At 50.1% G+C, this 22,280-nt stretch carries 20 protein-coding genes; 9 read left to right on the plus strand and 11 right to left on the minus strand.

Annotated elements, in window-relative coordinates:
* Positions 1 to 9 precede the first annotated feature (9 nt).
* The 3 genes from rsfS (at position 10) to J2Y43_RS02550 (ending at position 3,576) form a co-directional block, all read left to right on the plus strand.
* Positions 10 to 393, plus strand: a complete 384-nt coding sequence (gene rsfS, locus J2Y43_RS02540) for a ribosome silencing factor (protein ID WP_019942432.1) — start codon at positions 10 to 12, stop codon at positions 391 to 393.
* Positions 394 to 465: 72 nt separating this feature from the next.
* Positions 466 to 2,523 (plus strand): ATP-dependent zinc metalloprotease FtsH, encoded by a 2,058-nt coding sequence (gene ftsH, locus J2Y43_RS02545; protein WP_309981398.1) that lies wholly within the window; start codon positions 466 to 468, stop codon positions 2,521 to 2,523.
* 105 nt (positions 2,524 to 2,628) lie between these two features.
* Positions 2,629 to 3,576 carry an aldose 1-epimerase gene (locus J2Y43_RS02550; protein ID WP_309981397.1) on the plus strand — a complete coding sequence of 316 codons (948 nt, stop codon included), beginning with the start codon at positions 2,629 to 2,631 and terminating at the stop codon, positions 3,574 to 3,576.
* Here J2Y43_RS02550 and J2Y43_RS02555 read toward each other — a convergent pair.
* From J2Y43_RS02555 to J2Y43_RS02580, 6 genes are all read right to left on the minus strand, one after another.
* Positions 3,517 to 4,698 carry a nucleotidyltransferase family protein gene (locus J2Y43_RS02555; RefSeq protein ID WP_309981396.1) on the minus strand — a complete coding sequence of 394 codons (1,182 nt, stop codon included), beginning with the start codon at positions 4,696 to 4,698 and terminating at the stop codon, positions 3,517 to 3,519. The genes J2Y43_RS02550 and J2Y43_RS02555 overlap by 60 nt on opposite strands.
* Before the next feature lies 1 nt (position 4,699).
* The gene (locus J2Y43_RS02560; protein WP_309981395.1) at positions 4,700 to 5,617 is read right to left on the minus strand and encodes a serine kinase; all 918 of its coding nucleotides are present in this window, start codon (positions 5,615 to 5,617) and stop codon (positions 4,700 to 4,702) included.
* A 21-nt stretch (positions 5,618 to 5,638) separates the two neighbouring features.
* Positions 5,639 to 6,079: a lasso peptide biosynthesis B2 protein gene (locus tag J2Y43_RS02565; protein ID WP_309981394.1), complete on the minus strand. Its 441-nt coding sequence runs from the start codon at positions 6,077 to 6,079 to the stop codon at positions 5,639 to 5,641.
* A 3-nt stretch (positions 6,080 to 6,082) separates the two neighbouring features.
* Positions 6,083 to 6,349 (minus strand): PqqD family protein, encoded by a 267-nt coding sequence (locus tag J2Y43_RS02570; RefSeq protein ID WP_309981393.1) that lies wholly within the window; start codon positions 6,347 to 6,349, stop codon positions 6,083 to 6,085.
* A gap of 62 nt (positions 6,350 to 6,411) precedes the next feature.
* Positions 6,412 to 7,950, minus strand: a complete 1,539-nt coding sequence (locus tag J2Y43_RS02575; protein ID WP_309981392.1) for an aldehyde dehydrogenase family protein — start codon at positions 7,948 to 7,950, stop codon at positions 6,412 to 6,414.
* Between the two features lie 6 nt (positions 7,951 to 7,956).
* Positions 7,957 to 9,018, minus strand: coding sequence for a saccharopine dehydrogenase C-terminal domain-containing protein (locus tag J2Y43_RS02580; protein WP_309981391.1), 1,062 nt, complete (start codon positions 9,016 to 9,018; stop codon positions 7,957 to 7,959).
* A gap of 112 nt (positions 9,019 to 9,130) precedes the next feature.
* Here J2Y43_RS02580 and J2Y43_RS02585 point away from each other — a divergent pair, with 112 nt between their 5' ends.
* On the plus strand, positions 9,131 to 10,345 hold the full coding sequence (locus J2Y43_RS02585; RefSeq protein WP_309981390.1) for an NAD(P)/FAD-dependent oxidoreductase: 1,215 nt from the start codon (positions 9,131 to 9,133) through the stop codon (positions 10,343 to 10,345).
* Here the strand turns inward: J2Y43_RS02585 and uvrC are convergent.
* Genes uvrC through J2Y43_RS02605 form a run of 4 tightly spaced genes read right to left on the minus strand, consistent with a single transcriptional unit; the run spans position 10,342 to position 17,834 of the window.
* Positions 10,342 to 12,153: an excinuclease ABC subunit UvrC gene (uvrC, locus tag J2Y43_RS02590; RefSeq protein ID WP_309981389.1), complete on the minus strand. Its 1,812-nt coding sequence runs from the start codon at positions 12,151 to 12,153 to the stop codon at positions 10,342 to 10,344. The two genes, J2Y43_RS02585 and uvrC, sit on opposite strands and share 4 nt — an antisense overlap.
* 16 nt (positions 12,154 to 12,169) lie before the next feature.
* Positions 12,170 to 13,312: a glycerate kinase gene (locus J2Y43_RS02595; RefSeq protein WP_309981388.1), complete on the minus strand. Its 1,143-nt coding sequence runs from the start codon at positions 13,310 to 13,312 to the stop codon at positions 12,170 to 12,172.
* A 19-nt stretch (positions 13,313 to 13,331) separates the two neighbouring features.
* On the minus strand, positions 13,332 to 15,629 hold the full coding sequence (locus J2Y43_RS02600) for a transglycosylase domain-containing protein (RefSeq protein ID WP_309981387.1): 2,298 nt from the start codon (positions 15,627 to 15,629) through the stop codon (positions 13,332 to 13,334).
* 51 nt (positions 15,630 to 15,680) lie between these two features.
* The gene (locus J2Y43_RS02605) at positions 15,681 to 17,834 is read right to left on the minus strand and encodes a tetratricopeptide repeat protein (RefSeq protein WP_309981386.1); all 2,154 of its coding nucleotides are present in this window, start codon (positions 17,832 to 17,834) and stop codon (positions 15,681 to 15,683) included.
* Between the two features lie 249 nt (positions 17,835 to 18,083).
* Between J2Y43_RS02605 and J2Y43_RS02610 the strand changes: the two genes are divergently transcribed.
* The 5 genes from J2Y43_RS02610 (at position 18,084) to atpH (ending at position 21,325) form a co-directional block, all read left to right on the plus strand.
* Positions 18,084 to 18,308: an AtpZ/AtpI family protein gene (locus J2Y43_RS02610; RefSeq protein ID WP_223401311.1), complete on the plus strand. Its 225-nt coding sequence runs from the start codon at positions 18,084 to 18,086 to the stop codon at positions 18,306 to 18,308.
* Between the two features lie 407 nt (positions 18,309 to 18,715).
* Complete coding sequence (gene atpB / locus J2Y43_RS02615; protein WP_223401310.1) at positions 18,716 to 19,810, plus strand: F0F1 ATP synthase subunit A; 1,095 nt, start codon at positions 18,716 to 18,718, stop codon at positions 19,808 to 19,810.
* Positions 19,811 to 19,855: 45 nt separating this feature from the next.
* A complete protein-coding gene (gene atpE / locus J2Y43_RS02620) occupies positions 19,856 to 20,119 on the plus strand; it encodes an ATP synthase F0 subunit C (RefSeq protein ID WP_090150806.1) in 264 nt (87 codons plus the stop codon).
* Between the two features lie 151 nt (positions 20,120 to 20,270).
* Positions 20,271 to 20,765 (plus strand): F0F1 ATP synthase subunit B, encoded by a 495-nt coding sequence (gene atpF / locus J2Y43_RS02625; protein WP_223401309.1) that lies wholly within the window; start codon positions 20,271 to 20,273, stop codon positions 20,763 to 20,765.
* A gap of 23 nt (positions 20,766 to 20,788) precedes the next feature.
* Entirely contained in the window at positions 20,789 to 21,325 is a 537-nt protein-coding gene (gene atpH, locus J2Y43_RS02630; RefSeq protein WP_309981385.1) for an ATP synthase F1 subunit delta, read from the plus strand.
* Positions 21,326 to 21,384: 59 nt separating this feature from the next.
* Here atpH and J2Y43_RS02635 read toward each other — a convergent pair whose 3' ends face one another.
* Positions 21,385 to 22,272 (minus strand): sugar phosphate isomerase/epimerase, encoded by an 888-nt coding sequence (locus J2Y43_RS02635; RefSeq protein ID WP_309981384.1) that lies wholly within the window; start codon positions 22,270 to 22,272, stop codon positions 21,385 to 21,387.
* Positions 22,273 to 22,280: the final 8 nt, after the last annotated feature.

The raw sequence follows: 22,280 nt of genomic DNA on the forward strand, positions 1-22,280 counted from the left end.
TAACAACGCATGAAAGAACGCAAAAATAAAGAACTATCCTCAAAAGATCTCACCGAACTGGTTGTGAAGGGCATGACAGAAAAGAAGGGTTTGGACATTGCCATATTAGACCTCAGAAAAGTAAAAAATTCAATAACCGACTTTTTCGTGATTTGCTCGGGGAACTCCGACACTCAAATAGATGCTTTGGCCAGCTCGGTCGAAGATGAAGTTTATAAAATATCCAAAACAGAACCCTGGCAAAAAGAAGGAAAGGCGAATGGTGAATGGATTTTGATTGACTATGTCGACGTGGTCGCACATATTTTCAACAAAGAACGCCGCAAACATTACGATCTGGAAGAACTTTGGGGAGATGCAGAGGTGACATACCTGGAAGACTCCATGGTATAAAGGCCCGCCGGGCGAACATTAGCCCCGCCGGGATTGTTGTTTAATATATTTCCTCTTAATTAAAACGAACGAATGTCTGAAAACGATAACAAAAGGGGGCCACTCAACCCTAAAAGTCCTCAGAAGGGATATCAAGGTTGGATAATAGCCGCTCTGATCGCTACTATACTCGGAATCACGTACCTTAACCGCACATCGACAATCCGCGAAACCACTCAGAAGCGTTTCGAAAAAATGATGGCTGACAAGGAAGTGGAGCGTGTCACCATTGTGAATGACAAATCGGTGGAAGTTACGCTCAAGCCCGAGGCGCTCAAACTCGACAAATACAGGGTTGTTGCAAAGGAAAATAACTATTTCGGCGGGGAAAGTGCTTCCCATTACCAGTTTCAGGTAACATCTGCGGAGACCTTCAAGAAGGATTTTGACAAGATGCAGGAAGGCACTCCGGACGACGACAAGGTGCCTTTTGTGGTAGATACCCGCAACGACTGGACCAGTTTCCTCGGAACCTGGGGCTTTTTCATTGTCATGATCCTGGTGATGTACTTCATCCTCGGCAGAATGTCGGGCGGTGTAGGTCCAGGTGGCCAGATTTTCAATATCGGCCGCTCCCGCGCGACGCTTTTCGATGCTGAAAACAAAGTTAAAATCACATTTAATGATGTGGCCGGCCTCGATGAAGCGAAAGAAGAAATCAAGGAGATTGTAGAATACCTCCAGAGCCCTGATAAATTCAAAAAACTGGGTGCCAAAATACCGAAAGGTGCATTGCTCGTAGGCCCTCCGGGAACGGGTAAAACCTTGCTCGCGAAAGCGGTAGCAGGTGAAGCAGGCGTGCCATTCTTCTCCCTGTCAGGGTCCGATTTCGTGGAAATGTTCGTGGGTGTGGGTGCAGCGCGTGTGCGCGACCTCTTCAAGCAAGCGAAAGAAAAAGCGCCGTGTATCATCTTTATCGATGAGATCGATGCCGTAGGTCGTTCACGTGGCCGTGGCGCAATGCCCGGTTCCAACGACGAACGCGAGAATACATTGAACTCCCTGCTCGTGGAAATGGACGGTTTCGCAACCGACTCTGGTATCATCATCGTAGCAGCTACCAACCGCCCCGACGTCCTCGACCCTGCATTGCTTCGTCCGGGACGTTTCGACCGCCAGATTTCGGTGGACAAACCGGACGTAATCGGTCGTGAGGCGATTTTCAAAGTGCATTTAAAGCCATTGAAACTGGCTACCGACGTTAATATCCAGAAACTTTCGTCTCAAACTCCCGGCTTTGCCGGTGCTGAAATCGCGAACGTTTGTAACGAAGCTGCGCTGATCGCCGCCCGTCGCAACCGCGAGGAAGTGACCATGCAGGATTTCCAGGATGCAATGGACCGCGTAATTGGCGGTTTGGAGAAGAAAAACAAGCTGATTTCACCGGAAGAAAAACAGATCGTGGCATACCATGAAGCAGGTCACGCGGTGGCAGGCTGGTTCCTCGAACACGCCGATCCTTTGGTGAAAGTGTCGATCGTACCACGTGGTGTGGCGGCATTGGGTTATGCACAGTATCTCCCGCGCGAGCAGTATCTGTACCGTACCGAGCAGCTGTTTGATGAAATGTGTATGACATTGGGCGGTCGTGCTGCGGAAGATGTAGTGTTCGGAAAGATCTCTACCGGCGCATTGAGCGACCTGGAACGCGTCACAAAAGTGGCGTATAGCATGGTAACCATGTACGGTATGAACGAGCGCATCGGTAACATTTCGTTCTACGATTCTAAACAAACCGACTACGCATTCACCAAACCTTATTCCGAATCGACGTCACAGGCGATTGACGAAGAAGTAAGAAAGCTGGTGGACGAGGCGTACCAGTTCGTGAAAAACCTTTTGGTCGAAAAACGTGATGCGTTGGAAGTACTGGCGAAAGAACTTCTTGAAAAAGAAATCCTTTTCCAGGCAGACCTCGAAAAACTGATCGGCAAGCGTCCGTACGAAAAGGAAACAAGCTACCAGGCTTATATCAACCGTCGTTCGAACGAAGAAGCTGCGATCCACGAAGAAGTGGTGAAACAAACGCTCGAAAAGGACCGTAAAGAAGAAGAAATGGCGGAAGCCGAAAAAAGCGCCGACAACGAATAGGCACCTTTTTAACGAATAAAAACCAGATAGCCGGACAATTCAACCTGTCCGGCTATTATTTTTACGACATATAGTAAATCGTTTGACCCTAAACCTTCAAAGCATATGCCCTTTGAAATCTTCAAACAACAATTCGGTGACCTTACCGAATATGTGATACACGAAACAACTACTGAAAACCGCTGCGTAGTCATTCCGGAACTAGGTGGCATTGTGCGGCAGCTTTCCCTGCGCAAAGGACTGACGCTCTTTTCCGTTCTCAAAACGCCCCCTACCCCGGCGGCACTCGTGGCCGACACCAAGAGCGCAAGCGAACTCCTGTTTCCATTCGCAAGCCGCATTCCCGATGGTAAGTACAAGTTTTTAGGTAAAGAATATCAGTTGCGCAAGAACGAGGACGGAGGCCTGAATGCCATTCACGGATTGGTACGCAAAAACCATTTCCACCTCGACGAGCAGGTCATTCACGAGGATAACGCGTCCATCCAGCTATCCTACGCGATCGATAACGCGGAAGGTTATCCGTTCCAGGTGCATTTCTCGGTACGTTACACGTTGCATGCCGATGGCCGCTTCGAACTGAAATATGAGGCCAAAAACAATGGGCAATCACCTTGCCCGGCGATGTTTGGCTGGCACCCCTACTGGATGCTCGGCAACGAAGATGTGGAAGCCTGGAAGATCAATATTCCGTCGAAACGCCTGGTTACCTTCAATGAAAACCTGATCCCGATCGGTACCGAGCCATTCGACATGGCCATGCCGGCGTTACTGCACCGAAAAGAGTTTGATAACTGTTTCATTGTAGAAGCCAACGGCCCGCACGCAGTGACTGAACTGATCTCAAAAAACCAGGATGTTACCCTGCGGATAGAGCAGGAAACCGGGGAAGGGAAGTTTAACTACCTCGTCGTATACACGCCGCCGGCGCGTGATTGCGTCGCCATCGAGGCGCTAACAGCCAATGTAGATGCATTTAATACCGGTGAAGGCTTAAATATCCTCGCGCCCGGACACGGCATTGACGGCACGATCACGGTCAGCCTCACCTGAGGAGCCCTTTCGATACCAGCTGATCTTATGCCATAGCAGTTTCCAATGGGTCAGATACCCAATATGTGCCGCGACGATGGAAAGTTTATCCGACCATTTGTCGCGGTATTTTATATTGTAAAGAAAAATACGCCAGGTTTTGGTCTTCAACGACGGCCGCTTATTCTCCCAATGCGTGAGTATATCCGTTAAAAAACGCTCCGAAGGATAGCTTTCAGCCGCACCCGTATATTTCACATAATCCCTGCCGCGGAAATACCCGGCTACGCCCAGCGATTCCAGCAACAGTTTATGGAAGCCCTTCGCTTTGGTGATCTTATTAATATATGCCCAATCCATCGAATCCGCCGCTTTATCGAGCAATCTCAGCAAATCAGCCACGTATTTCAGTTTGTCCCACTGCTCGACGCCCCCGTGGTGGATCACCATCATGATCAGCTGGATTTCCATTCCCGGAACCAGCACAGGTTTCCCCATCATATTGAACGCTACCCGATTTTCGGCCAGTTCGTCCCATGTAAAATTGTAGCAATAGCGCGGATAAGTACAGTTCCATTGTATTTCCAATGACTGCAATGCGTGCTCTTCTACGGGCGTGAGGGGAAGCTGGTAATCGGTATTCAGGTAATCCTCGACAACAGCTTTCTCTTTCAGCAAATAATGGCGATAGTTATCCGCGGCAAAACCTTCGCTGAGAAGGATATCCAGGCTTTTGGAAACATCTTCTTTACCAATAAAATAATCGATGTCACCAAATTCCCGCAATACGGGCTTGTCATAAAGCATCCAGGCCCATAATGCCCCTTTCATCGGGAAGGCACGCACGTCGTTTTCAATCAGTCGGTTATACAACCGGACGCAAATCCCCAGAAAAGCCATATTCGTAACAGCCTGCCCCAGCGTGAACTCCCGCAACATTTTAAGCACATTATCAGGAAGCGCCAACGCCTTCGCTTGCACATATTCAAAGGCAAGTGGCCTGATCTGGTGCCAGTTGGCAAGGGTTGAAAATCTTTGCGGATCAAAGGGTTTGTCTTCAATTTCGAACGACTGACGCCCCGACGGGAACACCGCCGCTTCTATCAGATGTGCCAGTTCGCGGGAAACTTTGGGCCGTTGCATCCTATTCCGCAATTAGTTGTTCACGGATACTCGCTTCCACCCACTTTTCCAGGTTTTCGAAACCTTCGGGCCTTCTTTTACGAAGCAACTCCGCAGCTTTGGCACATTGAATGCTTTGAAAGAAGTGCTTTTTGAGGTTGTCGCCATTCATAAGCTCCGTCGCGAGGGGAAAATTACGCAGCAATTCGCCGGGTATTTCAGCCAGATTCATCTGTTGAACAGCCGGCTTATTTCTGGCCTTATGCAGGAAAAATACCTTTTTCAACCGAACTGGCTCTGTGGGAAACTGCTCCCGAGGATGGTATGCAAATTTCTTAACGCCCTCACTGACGGGTTCCAGGTCGGATTCGGCGTAATGCAGACCGCTGACAGTCTTTTCCCAGATTTTGAGCTGGGGATAAGCAGGAAGGATAATCGGTTTGCCGGTTTCATCAAATGTAATCGCAGTGAGATCGTCACTCAGCAACTTGCAACCCGCTTTCATAAACGCTGCTGCGGTGCTGGATTTCCCGGCCCCGGGCATACCCATGAAACACCAGGCCTCGTCGCCTACCTCCACCGCACTGGCATGAAGCAAAAAATATCCTTTTTGAAACAAAATGAGGCCTAGTGCTTCGCTCACCGTAAACAGGCTGATGATATTAGCCTCCGAAGCCACGGGCGAAACAATCAGCTCCTTACCGCCGGAAGCCTTATAAGATGCTACACCAGCCCAGTTCAGAAACAGTGCCTGCTGTTCATCCTGGCCGAAAAATGCCTTCACGCCCCGTCTGTAAATCGTCGTCGGGCGCATGGCGGGCAGCTCCACGTTGCCCTGGCGGATATAAACGTCAGCGGTGGAATGCGGGTTGCCTTCGGCGAGTTCGGGCAGAGAAATTTCTGAATGGATATGGAGCCCGAAGGCGGTGTAATGGTGCATGTGTGTAAAGTACAAATTAAATCATTCCCAAACCCAGAGCCGTTTGTAGGAAACGGTATCAGGCCAACGCCCGATTATGATGTTACCGTTTTGCTCCACCCAGGCATGTGCTTCGAATTGCTTGGCAGGGTTGATCTCTATTCCTATTTCCAGGGTCAATGCGGGTGAATTGCGAAGCAGGTACTTGGTAGCAAGGGCACGCGGCAGGCACAAAAGTTCAAATGGCAGCAAGTTCGCGGCGGTATCCACCGCCCAAACGGTGCGCTCCATGGTTTCCGGTGCGGTTTCCTGAACCCTGCTCGGGCGACTGAGCCTATGGTACCATTTTCTAAATAGCGAAAAAGGAAGGAAAAGAAGCCCGGCCTTGATCCACAGCAGACACCAGACGGCCCGCAGGAATATCCATTTCTCCGGCCCGGACAAGCTCCGCCATTTCCCTATCAGCTTACCGATTTTACCCAAAATCTATTTGATTATTTCAACCAGTCTCTCGGAGATCAAATCTTTCAATAACCCCTCGATATCGCGCTTGCAAGTGTCGGCATCGACATCATACTCGCCGATCACCACGTCGCACAATGCTTCGATCGTCTGCGGCCCTTTCTCTAATGTTTCCCAGATGAGTACCCCCACTTCATCCAGACCGTAATAAGCTCCTTTGCTGTGGTTGAGAATGACAGTTTCCCCTGCAACTTTGGACGATATCTGTTCTGACGTAAGCTGGTATTTCATTCTGAAAAATTAAATCTGAAAGTATAATGTGCAACCGAATTGTACAAAGTTAGGCATTTTAATCACTCAATCTCAAACTTTATTCCCTGCGCCAGGGGCAATGCGGTGCCGTAATTGATCGTATTAGTTTGACGCCGCATATAAGCTTTCCAGGCATCCGAGCCCGATTCACGCCCGCCACCGGTTTCCTTTTCACCACCGAATGCACCTCCGATCTCCGCACCGGAAGTCCCGATGTTGACATTCGCAATGCCGCAGTCGGAGCCCCCGAACGACAGGAACCGCTCGGCATCACGCAGATCGTTGGTGAAAATGGCGGATGAAAGTCCTTGTGGTACATCATTTTGCAGCGCGATGGCTTCGTCGGCATCGCTATAACGGATCAGGTACAAGATCGGCGCAAATGTTTCATGCTGAACGATCGCCCAATGGTTTTCTACCTCCGCAATGCAAGGCGTAACATAACAACCTGATGCATACTGATCTCCTTCGGGCACGCCAGGTGCTACCACAAATGAGCCTCCGGCCTGTTTGATCTGTTCTGCGGCATTCTGGTATTGCGCTACCGCCTGCCGATCGATCAAAGGTCCCACATGAATACCCGGATCGAGCGGGTTCCCGATTTTCAACTGGCCATATGCCTTTGCCAGACGATTCTTTACCTCCTCAAATATCGAATCATGCACGATTAACCGGCGCGTTGAAGTACAGCGCTGGCCAGCCGTCCCTACTGCGCCGAAAACGATCGCCGGGATGGCGATTTTCAAATCGGCCGTAGGAGTTACGATAATCGCATTGTTCCCACCCAGTTCGAGCAGGCTCTTACCTAATCTGCGGGCAACGGTCTCTCCTACCGAACGGCCCATCGGAATGCTGCCGGTAGCAGATACCAATGCAACCCGCGGATCCTGCGCAAGCCATTCGCCCACATCGCGCCCGCCGGAAACAATGCATGAAACGCCTTCCGGTACGCTGTTGTCTTTTAAAACATCCTGAATAATATGCTGACAGGCAATGGCCGTCAGAGGCGTTTTTTCCGAAGGCTTCCACACGCACACATTCCCGCACACCCAGGCGATCATCGAGTTCCACGACCACACGGCCACCGGGAAATTGAATGCCGAAATAATGCCTACGACGCCCAACGGATGCCATTGCTCGTACATGCGGTGCTGCGGGCGCTCGCTATGCATGGTAAGGCCGTAAAGTTGGCGGGAAAGCCCGGTGGCGAAATCGCAGATGTCGATCATTTCCTGAACCTCCCCGAGCCCCTCCTGTAAGCTCTTACCCATTTCGTAGCTGACGAGCGTGCCCAGCTCCTGCTTATATTCACGAAGTTTCATCCCCATTTGCCGCACAATTTCGCCGCGTTTGGGGGCAGGTATGCTCCGCCAGCTTTTGAATGCGAGCGAAGCGGTTTCCACCGCACGGTCGTAATCGCCACGCGAGGCTTGCATTACCGCTCCGATTTTACGGCCGTCCACCGGGGAAAACGATTCCAGCAACGCACCGCCGCTTTCCCAGCTCGACTGCCCGGTAGTTACGCCATGATTGACGTCCTCAATGCCTAGTTTTTCAAGAATTACACCTATCCCTTTCATACTTCCTCAGTCTACATTCTTAAAAAACTGTCCATTCATCGTTTTGAAAAAATCATCCAGCCCAATGTCTTCCTGCCGGATAAACCCGTTTCCGGGCAACACCCCATCGGCTACCATTTCCACAACCGACGCAATGGATGCCGCCGTGGTCCAGGAAATGGCCCGCCAATGCTGCCCGTCTATCTGAATAGGATGATAGGCCTGGTAAAACTCTTCTCTTTCGAGGTGGTTGCCTTTCCAGCCTTCCACCACCGCGTATACATACACCACATCCTGCTGCACGGGCGGCTTGGCCTCTGTCAGGATTTCCTCTACCAATGCGCGCTTGTCTTTCAGGCACAGTTCGTACAGCACGAAACGCATCAGGTTGCAATGCCCAGGGTAACGAATGGTTTTGTAATTCAATGTATCCACCTTTCCTTCGAGCGTTTCGCACATGGTGGCAAGGCCTCCCGAAGTGCTGAATGCCTCGAATTCCTGCCCTTCGATATTGATCATTTCAATGCCTTCGAGCGATGGTACCATCTTGCGGACGCCGTTGTGGATCACTTCGGCGTCGTTCAGGTACTCGTTCACTACACCGGCGGGCGACCACGTGAACGAATAACCCATCTGCCCGTTCGGGTAGCGCGGCAAGGCGCCTACGCGAAGCTCAATGTCCCGGATTTTGGTAAAACGTTTGGCCAGATCCATGCCCACAATACCAATAAAGCCTGGCGCGAGCCCGCATTGGGGCGCGAGTACGCTGCGGCTGTCTTTGGCCATTTCGCGGATGGCGGCGGTGGTAGGGACGTCTTCGGTGAGGTCGAAATAATGGATACCCGCCTTGTGTGCGCGCTGCGCGATGGGCAGGTTAAGATTGTAGGGCATACAGGACACCACCGCGTCGAAACCGGCCAATGCCTTATCCAGAAATGCGCCGTCGTTCACATCGCCGGCCACTACATTGAAGGGCAGTTGCACAGCCGGCTGGGCCTTATCGACCCCGGTAACCTGGAAACGTTTGCTCAACAAAGTCGCGACGAGCGAGCCTACTTTTCCTAATCCGATCACAAGTACTTTTTGCATGTATAGTTTAAAATGGTTTTAGTTGAAATTTTTGAAGCTATTTTGAAAGATAGAAAAAGAAATTGCAGTTTTTAAAACTTGCATGTCATTTTTGTAGGACAAATCAGGCATTATGACGATTACCATTGTGGGCGGCGGCGCTTCGGGTTTTATGGCGGCGATTACCGCGGCAGAGACGTTTCCGGACGCTCGCATTACCATTCTTGAAAAGAGCAGGACGGTCCTTAACAAGGTCCGCATTTCCGGCGGCGGCAGGTGCAATGTCACACATCGGCCCCACGAGTTGCGCCATTTCATCAAAAATTACCCGCGAGGCGAAAAGCTCCTCCGCAAACTCCTGCCGCATTTCGATGCCGACGCAACGGTAGAGTGGTTTGAAAAAAGAGGTGTTAAACTCAAAACCGAAGCCGACGGGCGCATGTTTCCTACCTCGGATTCATCGCATACCATTATTGAATGCCTCGTTAAAACAGCCCGCAACCTGAATATCGAGATCAGGACGAGCGTGCATGTAGATTCTTTTGAGAAAACGGGCGATGCATTCCATTTGAAGATCGTCAACGGCGAACCCATCTCAACCGATCGCCTGTTGATTGCCACCGGAGGCTATCCGAGAGCGGAAAGTTTCGATTGGTTGGCGGAACACCGGCACGCGATCGTACCGCCCCTGCCTTCGCTTTTTACATTCAATACTCCCGACAATTACTTGCTGCCGCTGGCAGGTGTTGCCGTGAAGGATGCATTGGTTAAAATAGCGGGCACCAAGCATGAATGGCGCGGGCCACTGCTCATCACGCATTGGGGTTTCAGTGGGCCGGCGGTGCTGAAACTCTCAGCCTGGGGTGCACGCGACCTCGCCGAAAAGGATTATCATTTTACGGCCCGGATCAACTGGCTGCCGGACATGAAGGAGCAGGAAGTGCGTGACTTTTTACTGGCCGAAAAAACGAATACGGCCAAGCAGCAAATCACCTCCCACGCCAAGTTCGGATTACCTTCGCGGCTCTGGAAAGCATTCACCGAAAAAGCAGAAATTCCCGATACGCTGCGCTGGGGCGATGCGAGCCATAAGGTATTGAACCGAATGACCGAACTGCTCACCAACAGCCAGTATGAAGTGAAAGGCAAAACCACTTTTAAAGAAGAATTCGTGACCTGCGGCGGTATTGCATTACCAGATATTGACCCGGAAACATTGCAAAGCCGTTCCCTACCCGGTCTTTTCTTTGCGGGAGAAGTAATGGACGTCGACGGCATTACTGGCGGCTTTAATTTCCAGAATGCCTGGACGACGGGTTATATTGTTGGAAAAAACATTGGCATTTAATCGCCGGCCATTGTATCGAAGTACGCCCTTACCTTTTTCGCCCGGTCGAGGCCGATCAGGTCCGTGAGCGTTTCGACGGAACTCTCGCGTATCGCGCGCACAGAGCCGAAATGTTTCAAAAGCTTCGTAGCCGTCACTTTTCCAACACCCACAACGCCTTCCAGCTCGCTTACCAGGCTTGCCTTGCTACGCTTGTCGCGGTGGAAAGTGATCGCAAACCGGTGTGCTTCGTCACGAATCTGCTGGATCAGTTTCAGCGATTCGGATCGCTTGTCAATGTATAATGGAAGCGGGTCTTCCGGAAAATAGATTTCCTCCAACCTTTTGGCAATACCAATAATAGGCACCTGCCCGTAAATGCCAAGGCTTTTCAATGCATCGCAGGCCGCACCCAGCTGCCCCTTGCCGCCGTCGATCACGATCAGATCAGGCAATGGCTGCTCTTCGGCGATCAGGCGCAGGTACCGGCGCGAAACGATCTCATTCATCGAAGCAAAGTCGTTCGGGCCTATTACTGTTTTGATATTGAAATGACGGTAATCCTTTTTTGACGCCTTTCCATCCTTGAAACACACCATCGACGCTACCGGGTTAGTACCCTGGATGTTGGAGTTATCGAAGCATTCGATATGCCTTGGCAGCGTTTTGATCTGCAAATCGGCTTTCAAGCGGATCAGTACCCGGTCTTTTTTAGAAGTTGTGGCAGATGCTTCCACCTCGCGGCGCTCGGTTCTCTCCCTTCTGAAATACATCACATTTTTCATCGACATATCCAGCAGCTTCTTCTTGTCGCCGATTTGGGGAACCGTCACTTCCAGTCGCATGTCGAGGTCCGGTTTCAGGTTTGAAACCAGTTCTTTCGCCTCCGAACCATAAGTAGAGCGCATTTCCACGATCATCATGGCAAGAATTTCCATATCGCTTTCGTCGAGCTTTTTCTTGACTTCCAGCGTCTGCGTCGCCACCATGTAGCCTTCCTTGATCTTCATGAAGTTCAGATAGGCCGCCTCCTCGTCGGATACGATCGTGAGCACGTCGATATTACCAATGCGTGGGTTGATGACAGTCGCCTTACTTTGGAAATTAGACAAATGCTCGATTTTCGTTTTCCAGGCGTGGGCTTTTTCAAAGGCCATTTGCTCAGCAGCTTCCAGCATTCTCTCTTTGAAATACTGCTGTGGCGACGACAAATTGCCCTTCAATATATTATGTACCTGCTCGATCTCCGCGTTGTACTCGTCCTCTCCTTGCAAACCTTCGCACGGCCCTTTGCAATTACCAATGTGGTATTCCAGACAAACCTTGAATTTTTTGGCCTCGATATTCGACTTCGTCAGCGGCAGCTGGCACGAGCGGATCTGGTACAATGCCTTAAACATGTCGAGCAGCGTGTGCATCGAGCGTAAATTGGCAAACGGGCCGTAGAAAGTGCCCTTAGTACGGTCCATGTTCCGTGTCGGGAACACACGTGGAAACGGCTCGTCGGTAACACAAATGAATGGGTAGGTCTTATCGTCTTTAAGCAGGATATTGAATTTGGGCTGTAATTGCTTGATCAGCTGGTTTTCCAGCAGCAATGCGTCCCATTCGCTCAAAACGATGGTAAATTCGATCCGACGGATCTGGCTCACGAGTCGTTTGGTCTTACGGTCGTGCTGGTTATTCTTCAAAAAGTAGCTCGAAACCCGGTTACGCAGGCTTTTGGCTTTTCCTACATATATCACCTCACCGGTTTCATCGAAATACCGGTACACACCGGGATCGAGAGGAATTTTGGCGAGTTCTTCTTTATAATTGAATTCAGACATTGATTGAGATTTAGGACTAAACGGCGCCCCTGTTGAAGAAAAACAACCGCATCAATTGAAAAGTTGCGTCGCTCACGAGCTGGAATGCCTCGCTTTGGGCGGCATTCAGGTCCATGGGCCTGTTCAAAACGGAAACAGCGTAGGTAATACCCACTGCGCGGGCCTGTTCCGGGGTGATTTGCAAAGTGCCGCAAACCACGGCCAGCGGCACATGGTGGCTTTTGCATAGCCCTGCCAGTCCTTTTACGACTTTCCCAGCCAGCGTCTGCTCATCCACTTTTCCTTCACCCGTGATCACCAAATCCGCATGGGCTACCAGCGAGGCAATGTTGCATTGCTCCATTACAATGCTGATCCCATCTTTCAGTTCCGCATTCAAAAACCACATACAACCCGCACCGAGGCCGCCCGCTGCACCCGCGCCCGGCACCAGGCTCACGTCCCGCCTGAATGCGCGCGTGGCTACCTGCGTGAAGTTTTCGAGTCCATGATCGAGCTGCGCTACCATTTCAGGGTCGGCTCCTTTTTGCGGACCATAAACAAATGCGGCACCTTCTTTGCCAAACAATGGGTTTGTCACATCGCAAGCCACTATTACGGATACCAACGCAAGCCGGGGATCAGCATTATGCGTGTCGATCGACGCGATTTTTGCCAGCGACTCGCCATTTGGCAGCAATGTATGCCCCGCGGCATCTTTGAATGCATAGCCAAGTGCTTCGGCCATTCCGATGCCGCCGTCGGTAGTAGCGCTCCCGCCGATTCCGAGAATGATTTTTTTCACACCTCGGTCCAATGCATCCACAATAAGCTGGCCTGTACCAAATGTGCTTGTACGAAGCGGATTACGTTCCTCTGTTTTAAGCAATCCGAGACCCGAAGCCGCGGCCATTTCAATAAACGCAACCTGATGATCTTCCGAAAGTCCGTAGGTAGCTTTGACCGGCCGGTTCAGCGGATCCATTACGGTTACCGTCACTTCCGCACCCCTGGCCTGCCGTGTCAGTATCTTCGAAGTCCCCTCGCCGCCGTCGGCCAGCGGTATGGCCGTCACTTTCGCATTGGGATATGCCTTTTTCACGCCATCGGTAACGGCATCGCATACTTCCGCAGCTTCCAACGAACCGCGAAACTTGTCAGGGGCAACGAGAATATTCACGGGCAAAAAATTAAATGGGTCAGAATAGAACGCCTTCGTCGTCGGACCTTGATGGCGGAATATAAGTATCGGTACTATCCGTCGCTACGCCTCCGCACTCACGGACGTAATTTTCAGGTTTGGTAAATGGCATTTTGCGGTACTGCACCAGGGTCGGATCAGCGTATACCTTTTGCATAAACAGCCCCCACGCCGGCATCGCAATGCGGCCGCCTTGTCCATAGGCAATGGTCCGGAAGTGGATGCTGCGGTCTTCGCCGCCCACCCAGATTCCCGACACCAGATTTTGTGTCATACCCATAAACCAACCATCCGAGTAGTTCGAAGTAGTACCCGTTTTGGCTGCGATCTCATTCCCTTCGGTCACGCCGTACTGACGTAAACGGCCGGCTGTTCCTCCCGGATCTTCCACCGCGCCACGCATCAGGTACAACATATTATAGGCCATATTGGCACTGATTTCCTGGTTCTGTTTCTGGAAGAATTCCTGCAAAACGTTACCGTAACGGTCTTCAATACGCAGGATCGTCATTGGCTCCGTCCTGTGGCCGCCGTTCGCGAATGCACAATAAGCGCCTACCATTTCATACACCGAAACATCACTGATCCCCAAGCAGAGCGATGGTACTTCCTGTAATTTGGACGTTATACCTAGCTTATGTGCATATTCGACCACCGCTTTCGGCCGTACCATTTTCATCAGGTAAGCACTCACGGTGTTTACCGATTTACCCAAAGCCTGCCGCAGCGACAGCGATTGATACGAGTACTTGTTGTTCGAGTTTTTCGGCGACCATCCGCCCGGCACGCCATCAGAAAGCCCGAAATAAACCGGCTGGTCCGTCACATGGTCACACGGTGTCAGGAAGTTTTTATCCAAAGCCGAAACATATACAAACGGCTTGAAAGTGGACCCTGGTTGCCGCGACCCCTGTTTTACGTGGTCGTATTTAAAATACTTGAAATTAATCCCTCCTACCCACGCCTTCACGTGCCCGTTACGCGGGTCCATGGACATCATACCTGCGCGCAGGAAGCGCTTGTAATAGGCAATGGAATCGAGCGGGCTCATGGTCACTTCCTTCTCGCCATTCCAGGTAAAAACCTTCATTTTGTAAGGTTTCTTCATGATTTTCCACGCTTCCTCCTCGCCCAGGTCTCTTTTCAGGGAAATAAAATGCGGGGAGCGCTTTGCAGCGGTGGTGATAAAGCCGGGAATTTCCTTGCCGTTGTCGAATGTCCAGGGGTTACGGCCTTTCCAGTGCTCGTCGAACAGCTTTTGCTGGGCTTTCATGTGCTCGGTCAATGCAGCCTCCTGGTAGCGCTGCATGCGCGAATCGATCGTCGTGTAAATGCGCAGCCCACTTGTATACAGGTCGAGATCGGTGTCATTCTCTTCATTGTACAGCTTCACCCAGCTTTTAAGATACCCGCGCATAGACTCGCGGAAATAGGGCGCCAGGCCGGTGTTGTGGCTATCGACCGTGAAATTCAGTCCCAGCGACTTTTCTTTGTATTTCTCAAAATCCTCTTCGCGGATGTAATCATACTTATACATCTGTGCCAGAACCGTATTTCTCCGGTTCAATGCATTGGTCGGGAAGCGCAGCGGGTTAAATAGCGTCGGGTTTTGCAGCATGCCTACCAGTAATGCAGCTTCGGTGACGTTCAGGTCCCAGGGCTCCTTATCGAAATAAGTTTTGGAAGCTACTTTAATACCGTATGTATTGTTACCAAAAGAAACCGTGTTGAGGTACATCTGCATGATCTCCTGTTTGGTATACTTTCTCTCCAATACGACTGCCAGCACCCATTCCTTCGTTTTGGCAATGACAATGCGTACTACCGGAATCTTACCGAGCAATCCTTCATATTCTTCCGAACGGGTATTGAAAAGGTTTTTGGCGACCTGCTGTGTAAGCGTACTGCCGCCCCCGGAGCTGGAACTCCCCGAAACGACGCCTTTAAATACCCGTGCAAGGCTTCGAGGATCAATACCCGAGTGGTTTACAAAACGTGCATCCTCCGTAGCAACGAGCGCGTCGATGAGGTTGGGGGAAATCTGTGCAATGTCGATCGGCGTCCGGTTTTCGAAGAAGTATTTGCCCAGCGATTTGCCGTCTTCGCTGATGAGCTCCGATGCCAGTTCGCTCTTCGGGTTTTCGAGCGTTTTCAGGTCCGGCATACCGCCGAACAACCACAAAAAATTAAAACTGACGGCAACGATGTAGAATATGATCAGACCCAGTCCCAGGCCAACTATCCGCCAGAGACGAACAATGGTGCGCCGATACTTTCCGGGTTGCAATTCAATCATAGATGTGGGGTGATAGGTTACTGGAAAAGGCAAATATACAATTTCAGCCTATTATCTCTTGCCCATGGACAGGGAATTGAATTCCTGCATTTCTTTCAGCCGGGGCAGGTAAATACTGGTAGGATACAGTCGCATAAACTCGGTAATGGCTTGGGCATAGGCCTCCTTACCTCTCACTTTGCCGATCAGAAATACGCGCAGCAATGCGAACTTGTCTTCCATAGAACTGCCTTTGTAGGACGGCAGGTTTTTCTCGATATCTTCCAGCGCTTTGGTGTAGTTGCCGTCCGCGTACAGCTTGTACATGGCTTCATACTCTTTCGTCGCGTTTCCGGATGTGCCTCCCGTGTCGGTCGTTTTGTTGACCAGGCGCGCATACGTGGATGTTGGATATTCGCTCAGTAACTTCGATTTCCAGGATTCCTTCTGAGCGGCATTCTCTTCATTACTCAGGAAAAGCAGGTAATAGATTTCATCCTTATACTGCGTTTTAGGGTACTCCGTCAGCACGCGCTCAAATGCCGCTATGGCACGGCTGGACTCTTTGAGGTCAAACCGATAGATCTTGCCCAGGTTATAAAGCGCATCCTCTTTCTTCTTCTGGGATACCGCAAATGCCGTATCCGACAGCGGAACATCTTTTTTAAGCAATGCATGCACCTGATCCCATTCCGGTGTACCTTTTTTCAGGCCGGTATTCTCTTGCGTTGCCTGCGCGACATTGGTGCTATCCGCGCCACCCGCTGCATTATTCCCTGAGAGCGTACGCAACGGGCGACTGCTCCGGCGCCAGTCGTCTTCCAGCGGACGGTTACCCCAGGCCCTTTTAAAGTCTATTTTACCTTTGTTAACCAATGCAGGGTCGAACAGCTCGAAACGGCGCTCGCCGCCAGTCACCAGCGGGTTTCCTCCGCCTTGCTGCATGCTTGCATTTTGTGCAGCAATTTGCGCCTTTCTGGCCTTTTCCTCTTCTTCCAAGCGCTTCTTTTCCTTCGCTTCGATGATCTGGTCGATCTTGTTGTCCAGTTGCGCCGGGTTCATTTTCGCCAGTCGCTGGAGACTGTCCTCGGCTGAAACAATGGTGTATTGCGTCACAAAGTTGTCGAGTGCACGTTTTCTGTCGGCGACAAGTCGGTATTCGGGAGCTTCCTGCGGCAGAATGGCCAATGCACTGTCGTAATAGGCCTTGGACATTTCGAAATTTTCGAGTGCTTCATATTCTATCCTCGCCAGTTGCAGATAAGTGTAGGCCTTTTGCTGCATATTTCCTTTGGACGCCGATGCTGCCATTTGCAAGTACTTCACCGCTTCCGGGATCTGCTTTTTATGTTCGGCCAGCAAGCCCATCGTGAAATATACGTGGTCTTTCAAATCGTCGTTTTTACGATCGCGGAGCATTTTATCAAAGCCTACGTTGGTAACATCACGCTTCGGGTCCAATACCACCTCGTTTTGCAGGGAATTCATGTTTGAATAAAAGCCGAGGTCGTAATTGGGCTTGTTCCTGTTTACGCTTTTATAATGTTTGTTGGCCAAAGCATACTGTCCGAGGCGGTCGTACATCTGCGCTGCCGCGAAGTGAATACGGGCCGTCTCGATCGATTTTTTCAAAAGCGGGAATGTCTCTTCCAGGATGGCAACGGAGGTAAGGTATTCTCCGTTCTGTTGGTGCAAATAGGCTTTGGTAAGGTAAAAATCACGCTGTGAAGCCTTGCCCAGCGGCTGCTGGCTCAGGTATTCGGCCACGCCCAATGCATTGGAATAATCCTTATGCTCGATGTACGCCCGCATGAGCAGGATCAGGGCGTTGTTTTTGTCGTTCTCGTCGCGTCCGTTGGCATATACGTAACGTAACGCTTCCAGGCCATCCGCCCATTGCCCGAGGTACAACCTCGATTTACCCAGAAGGATATAGCTATTGTCGATCCACTTACTGTTCTGATGCTTCTCGGCTACAATTGAGGCCTTTTTAATCGCATCCTGCAACTTTGGCTTCACGGGCTGGGCGAGGATCGAATCCATCGGGAGCAATATCGGCAGCAGCTGGTTATAGTTTTCTTTATAGGCCTTCTTCATTTCAAACTCCGCCTCTGCCATATCCTGCTCGGCCATGAAATAGGCATTATACCGCGCTGCTACGTTGTGAAAAGTGATTGCACCCGGCCGTGAGCTGTACTGCGAACAGGCAGCCGCGACGATAATCATGACAAGTAGCGGTAATGTGCGTCGGATATGGGAGGTAAAACGGTCGATCACGAAATTGACTTTATGGGGTGTTCGTCTTTGTGTCAGGTTGCAAACCTAAAACGGTATTTTCAATAAATACGTATCGAAGATAATGCCATTTGCAAAATTTGAAGCAATTTTACCCCGATATTCTACCATTGTTTTCCAACAAGGTTTCCACCCGGATTTCCAACCGGGTTCTCAACCGAAACGGGCAACTGCTGCATTATGGAAAATCCGAAAAAGCTTCCCGGCAAAGACCAGTCATCACGCTTCCTGAAATACTCGGGGATGGCGACGCAAATGCTGGGCACGATCCTGGTGTTCACCTACGGCGGTTACAGGCTCGACGAGTGGCAGCAAAACAAGGTACCGGTGTGGACACTTGTGCTTTCGCTAACCTCGATTGCCGCATCGCTTTACCTCTTAATAAGAAGTTTTACCAAACAATAATTGCTCCTCCCCGACACACGCGTATGTTACGTACCCTGATCGCAACCATTTCGCTGGGAATTGTATTTTTCCTTGCTCAAAGATTCCACGCCGATTCTTTCCTGCATCCTTATATATGGTACATTCTCGTATTCTTTTTCGGGCTCGCTTTTCTGGTTCACCGGCTGATGGAGTTCGGAATGCGGAACAAGCGTGAGAAATTTGTCACATTTTACATTTCAAGCATCGTTGCGCGGATCATTCTGAGCATCATTTTCATTGGCTTATTTTTGTATAAAGGGCTAACTGATTCATTCCTATTCGTTATCAACTTTTTTGCACTCTATTTATTTTATACATGCTTTGAAATATATGGTTTGTATCGTAACTTGCGCCGCGATTGACAAAGCATAGTATTTCAAGCATTTATGTATACCCATCTGAGACGGTTTTTTACTATCGCCCTTATAGCGGCAACATGCGTTTTTAACCTCCCGGCCCGCGCCGACGAACCTACTCAGCACGAGACTGACAAGGTCGCCCAGGCTGTGAATGAGGAGGAGCATAAAATTGAACATAAGCTTGAAGAGCACGAAGCGAAGTTCAACATCGGTGAGATGATCATGCACCACATTGCAGACTCTCACGAATGGGAGTTCTCCCACGGTGTTTCTCTGCCGCTTCCAGTGATTCTTTATTCAGAAGACCGCGGTTTAGAGGTTTTCCTTTCTTCTAACTTCCACAACGAGCACCACGAATACAACGGCTACCACCTGGTACACGGAGAGTCGGAGCAAATCGTGCCGGTTGACGAAGCCCGTAAAATTTACGATTTCTCGATCACCAAGAACGTAGCTTCGATGCTCATCAGCGCGGTGATCCTGATCCTCGTTTTCACAAGCGTTGCCGGCTGGTACAAAAACAGCAAAGGCAAAGCGCCGAAAGGTTTCGCATCTGCGATGGAGGTAATCATCCTCTTCATCCGCGACGAAGTAGTGAAGCCAAACGTAGGACCGAAATACGAAAAATACCTTCCTTACCTGCTTACGTTGTTCTTCTTCATCCTGATCAACAACATCATGGGTCTGCTTCCGGGCTCGGCTAACCTTACCGGTAACATTGCCGTAACCATGACATTGGCAGTGCTGACATTCATCATCGTTCACCTGAATGCGAATGGCAACTACTATAAGCACCTTTTGAGCCCTCCGGGCGTGCCTGGTCCGCTGTTGCTGATCATGATCCCGGTTGAGATCGTAGGTGTATTCATGAAGCCATTCTCCCTGATGGTCCGGTTGTTCGCCAACATCACGGCAGGTCACATTATCCTTCTGAGCTTGTTCGGTCTGATCTTCATTTTCCAAAGCTTCGTGATCGCCCCGGTAATCTCCCTGTTCGCGTTGTTCCTGAACTTCATCGAGATCATGGTAGCGTTCATCCAGGCATTTATTTTCACACTATTGTCGTCCATGTACATCGGCACTGCTATCGAAGAGCATAGCCACGATCACGGACACCACTGATTCTGAATCTCTTTTTTATTAATTTATATTTTAAACAAACAAATTATGTTCGCTCAAATTTTGCTTCAAGCTGCTGAACAAGGTGGTGCAGGTCTTGCAGTTTTCGGTGCTGCTATCGGCGCAGGTCTTGCTGCTATCGGTGCAGGTCTTGGTATTGGTAAAATCGGTGGTAGCGCTGTTGAAGGTATCGCCCGTCAACCGGAAGCTGCTGGTGCAATCCAAACTGCTATGTTGATCATCGCGGCTCTTATCGAAGCGGTAGCGCTTTTCGCAGCGGTAATCTGTCTGCTTATCTCTTTCAAGCTTTAATAGAGCTTCCCGAAAGGGTAACGCTGCCCCGGCGCGCTAGGCCCGGGTGCGGTGTAAAAAACATGCTCGTGGAAGCATTAGGCTTCCACGAAATTTTAATAAGAAGAGAGAAGATTTTAGATCGTTCTTACACTCAAAAACTCATTTAACTATGTCATTGCTTACTCCAAACCCAGGCCTTATTTTCTGGATGCTGGTAGTATTTTTGCTGGTAGTGTTCATCCTGTCCAAATTCGCATGGAAACCTATCCTCAAAGGTTTGAAAGACCGCGAAAACGAAATTCAGGGTGCTTTGGACCTCGCAGAAAAAACCCGTGCTGAAATGGCACAATTGAAGTCGGACAACGAAAAACTGATCGCAGAAGCCAATGCAATCCGTGACCAGATCCTTCGTGACGCGAAAGATGCATCTGACAGAACCATTGCCGAGTCGAAAGACAAAGCGGCTGTGGAAGCACAAAAAATCATCGAAAGCGCACGCGAAACGATCCGCAACGAACAAGCGGTAGCCGTGAGCAAAATCAAGAAAGAAGTTGCTACGCTTTCATTGGAAATCGCTGAAAAAGTATTGCACCGTGAATTGGAAGACAAAGGAGCTCAGGAAAAACTGATCGCTGACCTTGCTTCATCTGCGCGTCTTAACTAATCAGCATTTAAAATCTAATTCCGATGTCAGTAAGTATTGTAGCATCCAGATATGCAAAATCGCTGATCGAGCTCGCGAAAGAACAGAACGTTCTGGACACGGTTTATCAGGACATGCTGCTGTTCAAAGAAACAGCAGACCAGAACCGCGGCCTGATGCTTGCATTGAAAAGCCCGGTGGTGCGTCACGAGAAGAAATCAGGCATTTTGAAAGGCCTTTTCAAAGAGCGTGTAAGCCCGGTTTCATTCGCGATATTCGATATTATCACCAAGAAAAACCGGGAGGCTATCCTCGACGAAATCGCGGTGGAATTCATTAAAGCCTATAATGTTTACAAGGGAATCGAAAAGGCGACGGTGGTAACTCCTACCCCGCTGACCGACGAGCTTCGTAAACAATTTACCGATATTGTTGCCAAAGCAACCGGAAAAACGGTTCAGCTTGCCGAGAAAGTAGACAATACTTTGATCGGCGGATATGTGTTGACAGTGGGCGACCGCCAGATCGACGCTTCGCTACGCAGCCGTTTGAACGAACTCAAATTACAGTTAGTAAACTGAAATTTTTATCTGCATAATTTGGAAGACCCGGCTGCTATGCGGCCGGGTCTTTTTTTATGCTAAACTTTCATCTTCACGACGTTCTTGAAGCTGGTTTCGATAGCTTGTACCGGCGGTACTTTCGCTACGTCCTGCTCCACGAAGAAATGCGTCATGCCCGCAAGTTTGCGGTTATCGAAGATCTTCTTGAAATCGATGGAACCGGTTCCTACCTCTGCAAATGAACCATCCTTCTTGTCGATATCCTTCACGTGCCACAGCGGGAAACGGCCCGGATATTTCTTGAACAATGCAACCGGGTCAACGCCCGCTTTCACAGCCCAATACAAATCCAGTTCGAGCTTCACGAGCTTCGGATCGGTTTTGCCGGCAATGTAGTCGTAAGGCAGCTCGCCGCCGATTTTCTTGAATTCGAAATCGTGGTTGTGGTAACCGAATTGAAGGCCCGCCTTCTTCGCTACTTCACCGGATTTGTTGAACAGGTCCACGTAGCTCTTGTACTGATCGATCGTCTTGCGCTCCGATTCGGTCAGGTAAGCACAGTTTACATATTTCTGGCCCAGTTCTGCCGCGTCGTCGACTGCTTTCTGCCAGCTATTGCTCAATGTACCTTTGGTGGTCTTGTTCTCCACCCCGGCGCCATAATGGCCGCTTACAGGATTCAGGCCCAGGTCGCCCAGGATCTTCTTGAATTCCTTAGGCGTTTTGCCGAAGAATTTGCCATCAGAGTAGCCATAAAGCTCTACTTCCTTATAACCGATCGCCGACACTTTTTTCAGCGTGCCCAAGAGGTCTTTCGATATTTCATTACGCAGCGTGTACAATTGCAAACCGATTGGCGAGGGGGCTTTCACGTCCAGGCTCAATTTCGAGAGCATGGGAGTAGCCAGCATGAATGCGCCGGCTTTGAGGAACGATTTCCGGGAAATCTTTTCGTTGTAATCCATTGGGTTAA

Source organism: Dyadobacter sp. BE31, from assembly GCF_031457695.1.
Lineage (GTDB): Bacteria > Bacteroidota > Bacteroidia > Cytophagales > Spirosomataceae > Dyadobacter.

What these genes read in the sequence shown, in the direction of transcription:
- J2Y43_RS02600 (WP_309981387.1), bottom strand. Translation starts at nt 15,629, where the DNA reads ATGATTGAATTGCAACCCGGAAAGTATCGGCGCACCATTGTTCGTCTC.
- J2Y43_RS02560 (WP_309981395.1), bottom strand. Translation starts at nt 5,617, where the DNA reads ATGCACCATTACACCGCCTTCGGGCTCCATATCCATTCAGAAATTTCT.
- J2Y43_RS02555 (WP_309981396.1), bottom strand. Translation starts at nt 4,698, where the DNA reads ATGCAACGGCCCAAAGTTTCCCGCGAACTGGCACATCTGATAGAAGCG.
- J2Y43_RS02610 (WP_223401311.1), top strand. Translation starts at nt 18,084, where the DNA reads ATGGAAAATCCGAAAAAGCTTCCCGGCAAAGACCAGTCATCACGCTTC.
- atpB (WP_223401310.1), top strand. Translation starts at nt 18,716, where the DNA reads ATGTATACCCATCTGAGACGGTTTTTTACTATCGCCCTTATAGCGGCA.
- J2Y43_RS02550 (WP_309981397.1), top strand. Translation starts at nt 2,629, where the DNA reads ATGCCCTTTGAAATCTTCAAACAACAATTCGGTGACCTTACCGAATAT.
- atpF (WP_223401309.1), top strand. Translation starts at nt 20,271, where the DNA reads ATGTCATTGCTTACTCCAAACCCAGGCCTTATTTTCTGGATGCTGGTA.
- J2Y43_RS02570 (WP_309981393.1), bottom strand. Translation starts at nt 6,349, where the DNA reads ATGAAATACCAGCTTACGTCAGAACAGATATCGTCCAAAGTTGCAGGG.
- J2Y43_RS02575 (WP_309981392.1), bottom strand. Translation starts at nt 7,950, where the DNA reads ATGAAAGGGATAGGTGTAATTCTTGAAAAACTAGGCATTGAGGACGTC.
- J2Y43_RS02580 (WP_309981391.1), bottom strand. Translation starts at nt 9,018, where the DNA reads ATGCAAAAAGTACTTGTGATCGGATTAGGAAAAGTAGGCTCGCTCGTC.
- atpE (WP_090150806.1), top strand. Translation starts at nt 19,856, where the DNA reads ATGTTCGCTCAAATTTTGCTTCAAGCTGCTGAACAAGGTGGTGCAGGT.
- J2Y43_RS02635 (WP_309981384.1), bottom strand. Translation starts at nt 22,272, where the DNA reads ATGGATTACAACGAAAAGATTTCCCGGAAATCGTTCCTCAAAGCCGGC.
- rsfS (WP_019942432.1), top strand. Translation starts at nt 10, where the DNA reads ATGAAAGAACGCAAAAATAAAGAACTATCCTCAAAAGATCTCACCGAA.
- J2Y43_RS02585 (WP_309981390.1), top strand. Translation starts at nt 9,131, where the DNA reads ATGACGATTACCATTGTGGGCGGCGGCGCTTCGGGTTTTATGGCGGCG.
- ftsH (WP_309981398.1), top strand. Translation starts at nt 466, where the DNA reads ATGTCTGAAAACGATAACAAAAGGGGGCCACTCAACCCTAAAAGTCCT.
- uvrC (WP_309981389.1), bottom strand. Translation starts at nt 12,153, where the DNA reads ATGTCTGAATTCAATTATAAAGAAGAACTCGCCAAAATTCCTCTCGAT.
- J2Y43_RS02605 (WP_309981386.1), bottom strand. Translation starts at nt 17,834, where the DNA reads ATGATTATCGTCGCGGCTGCCTGTTCGCAGTACAGCTCACGGCCGGGT.
- atpH (WP_309981385.1), top strand. Translation starts at nt 20,789, where the DNA reads ATGTCAGTAAGTATTGTAGCATCCAGATATGCAAAATCGCTGATCGAG.